The sequence below is a fragment of the Hyphomonas sp. genome (assembly GCF_037969335.1).
In the GTDB taxonomy this organism is placed as follows: Bacteria; Pseudomonadota; Alphaproteobacteria; order Caulobacterales; family Hyphomonadaceae; genus Hyphomonas.
This window is the reverse complement of the sequence record NZ_JBBKXE010000203.1, coordinates 1-3,370: the sequence shown is the minus strand read 5'-3', so window position 1 is coordinate 3,370 and position 3,370 is coordinate 1. Positions and strand designations below refer to the sequence as shown.

The following is a 3,370-nucleotide window of genomic DNA, read 5'->3' as shown; positions in this document are numbered from 1 at the left end:
GAAGGGGGTGGCAAGGGTGTGGTCAGTCCGTTCGAAAACGTCACTTTCGACGGCGAACCGCTCGACCCGCCACCCGGCATGGTGGTCATCATGAACAAGCCGGCGGGCTATACCTGCTCGCGCGCCGATGGTGGACAGCTCGTCTACGAACTCCTGCCGCCGCGCTTCCTCGCGCGTACGCCGGCGCTGTCGACGGTTGGCCGGCTCGACGCGCCGACGACGGGCCTGTTGCTGTTCACCGATGCCGGGCAATTGCTGCACAGGCTGATCTCTCCCCGGTCGGAAACGGAGAAGGTCTATGAGGCCGTCCTCGCCCGTCCGCTGGAAGGCCATGAGGGCGAAGCCTTCGCCAGTGGCACGCTGGTGCTGCGCGGCGAGGACAAGCCGCTGAAGCCTGCGAAGCTGGAGGTGACGGGCGAGCGCACCGCGCGCGTCACCCTCACCGAAGGCCGCTACCATCAGGTGCGCCGCATGTTCGCCGCGGTCGGCAACCATGTCGAAGCGCTGCACCGCGTCCAGTTCGGCCCGCTGACGCTGGACGGGCTGGCTGAGGGCGAATGGCGGGTGTTGGGCGCAGATGAGGTCGCCAGCTTGCAGTGAGTTTCGAGTCTGGCTGGCGTTTCACCGAGCGGCTTTGACGCTAACGGGCCTTTACTTGCGTGATGCCGCGCTTGCGTCCCTCAAGCCTTTGAATTCGGAGGTTGGCTTCAGTTCCGGCCATGCCGTCGAATTGCCCAGTTCCCGCGTCATGTCCAAGAATAGCTCGACATCCTGCGCGGCGCCACGCAGGTCCCATTCGGCATCCCAGACGTCGTTCTGATTGTGATAGCGGTTGTCGATATAGTCTTTGACCCATGCGTCTCCCGCTTCACGTCCACCGACTTCGAGGTCAGAGCCGCCCGCTATTCCCATGATCAGAAGGACCGGAACGCCGCGCCGGGCGAGCGAGAAATGGTCGGCGCGGAAGAACAATCCGTTTTCGGGCAGCCCTTCCGGCGAGATGACCCGGCCTTGCGCCGCGGCGGTCATCGCCATCAACTCTTCCAGATCGCTTTGCCCTTCTCCGACCTGGATCACATCACGGGCGGGCCCCGCTGTTTGCAGGATGTCCAGGGTGAAATTGGCGACGGTTGTTTCGAGCGGATAGATCGGATCCTGGGCATAGGCTTCGGAGCCAAGCAAACCGCTCTCCTCCGCCGTCCAGGCCGCAAACACGACGGTGCGTTCCAGCGGGGGGGCAGCCTTCAGGTTGCGGGCGATTTCCATGATCCCGGCCAACCCCAATGCGTCATCATTCGCGCCCGGCCTGACGACCCGTCCCCGTTCATCGGGCTCGCCGACGCCATAGGCATCCCAATGGCCTGACAGCATGATGGTCTCATCCGGACGGGTTGCGCCTGTGATCTTGCCCAGGACATTCTGGCTTTCGACGGTCTCGACTGTCAGCGCGAGGTCTGCGTTGAAGCGAAGATCGCCCAAAGTGAAGGCCGTGAAATCACGTTGCCGCGCAGCCGTTCGCAGGGCGCCGAGATCATAGCCGGCCCGTTCGACCCATTGCCTGGCCATGTCTTCGTGTAACCAACCCTGAAGGTCGACCGACGCTTTCGCGGAGCCCTTGCCGGCCACGGCATAATTTTCACCGGGCGATGATGCGGCGACATTCCAGCCATAGCCGGCTGCCTTCGTTTCATGGACAACAAGAGCAGCAACGGCGCCGCGGCGGGCAGCCTCCTCGAACTTGTACGCCCAGCGGCCATAATACGTCATCCGGCGGCCACCGAACACATTGCTGACGGGGTGATCGTCCGTGACGCCAAAATCCGGGTCATTGACCAGGAACAGTGCGACTTTTCCCTTGAGATCGATGGTCCCGAAATCGTCCCATTCCCGTTCCGGCGCGCTGACGCCGAAGCCGACGAACACGACCGGAGCGTCTTCAATCCTGATGATATCGCGCGGGTTGGCGGAACTGATTTCAATATCGCGCCCCTGCACCATGTCGATAGCGGCGCCGTCCTGACTTACGCTCAGCGTGCGCGCTTCGGTAATGACGGAATGGTTGAGGGTCACGGGGTCGGTCCACGCGCCATCGCGCCCACCGGGTTCGAGGCCGAGTTCGGTGAAGCGCTTGATCAGGTAATCAACCGTCAGTGTCTCGCCCTCGGTTCCGGGAGCGCGCCCCAGGAATTCATCAGACGCCAGGGTCTTGGCGGTTTCGGACATGTTCACTGTATTGATGGGGGACGCATCGCCCGCGATATTCGGGGCATGTGTGCAGGCCATCAAAACCATGCTTGCGCTCACCGATGCCAATATTGCCTTGATCATGTTCCCTTACCCTATTCTGCCTGTCGCCGCGAAACGGAGACCCGGTTGTAACTTTATTTCGACAATTACCAACTCTTGTTTGAGTGGGCGGTGACGTTCGTCTCCAGGGACGAACAGAGCGTTCCATTCTGCCGCGCCAGCTTCAACGCTGAAGGCCCGGGGACATTCAGGCCGTGATTTGCCTTTTCGGCATATTCTCGCGCTGATGCGTTTCCCAATGGTCCGAAATCCAGGACGGTGCGCGCGATGGCGGCAAAGCGGGCCGGCCCAGGAGGATGTCTGCAGCCTTCTCGGCGACCATGATGGTTGGCGCATTGATATTGCCATAGGGGACTGTCGGAAAAATCGATGCATCGACGACGCGCAGTCCGTCCAGTCCGATGACACGGCAATCGGTATCGACGACAGCGCCGGTGTCACCGGCCTGTCCCATCCGGCATGTCCCGCAAGGGTGGTAGGCGCTCTCGACATTCTCGCGCACCCAAGTGTCGATGTCCGTGTCAGACGCGATATCCGTGCCGGGCTGGATTTCATCGCCACGAAAGGTGTCCATGGCCGGCTGGGCGATGATTTCCCGCGTGAGGCGGATGCATTTTCGCCAGACCGCAATATCGTCCTGATGCTGTAAATAGTTGAAGAGGATATGCGGCGCCGTAGACGGATCGGCCGAAGTGATCGTGACGCTGCCCCGGCTTTTCGGCTTGTTGGGCCCGACATGGACCTGGAACCCGTGGCCCTTGATTGACGCGGTGCCGTCATACCGCATGGCCGCCGGGAGGAAGTGATACTGGATGTCCGGCGACTTGCGCCCGGCGTCCGACCGGATGAAGGCGCAGGATTCGAAATGGTTGGTGGCGCCCAGGCCGGTCTTGAAAAGCACCCAGCGCGCCCCGATCAGCAGCTTGCTGAACCAGCCGAGTTTGGTGTTCAGGCTGACCGGCTGTTTGCAATGGAACTGGAAATAGACTTCGAGATGATCCTGCAGATTCTGCCCGACGCCCGCGAGCGGGTGGACAGGCGCGATGCCGGCATCGCGCAGGAC

At 62.0% G+C, this 3,370-nt stretch carries 3 protein-coding genes; 1 reads left to right on the top strand and 2 read right to left on the bottom strand.

What is annotated here, in order from left to right; translation table 11 throughout:
• On the top strand, window positions 1-600 hold a 600-nt coding region (locus AADA04_RS14960; RefSeq protein ID WP_340694083.1), incomplete at its 5' end, for a 16S rRNA pseudouridine(516) synthase.
• 51 nt (window positions 601-651) lie between these two features.
• Here the strand turns inward: AADA04_RS14960 and AADA04_RS14955 are convergent.
• Both AADA04_RS14955 and AADA04_RS14950 read right to left on the bottom strand, forming a co-directional pair.
• Window positions 652-2,328 (bottom strand): M20/M25/M40 family metallo-hydrolase, encoded by a 1,677-nt coding sequence (locus tag AADA04_RS14955; RefSeq protein ID WP_340694082.1) that lies wholly within the window; start codon window positions 2,326-2,328, stop codon window positions 652-654.
• Window positions 2,329-2,494: 166 nt separating this feature from the next.
• On the bottom strand, window positions 2,495-3,370 hold an 876-nt coding region (locus AADA04_RS14950; protein ID WP_340694081.1), incomplete at its 5' end, for a GMC oxidoreductase.

Excerpts from the sequence above, each read along its gene's own strand:
- AADA04_RS14955 (WP_340694082.1), bottom strand. The coding sequence starts at position 2,328 with ATGATCAAGGCAATATTGGCATCGGTGAGCGCAAGCATGGTTTTGATG.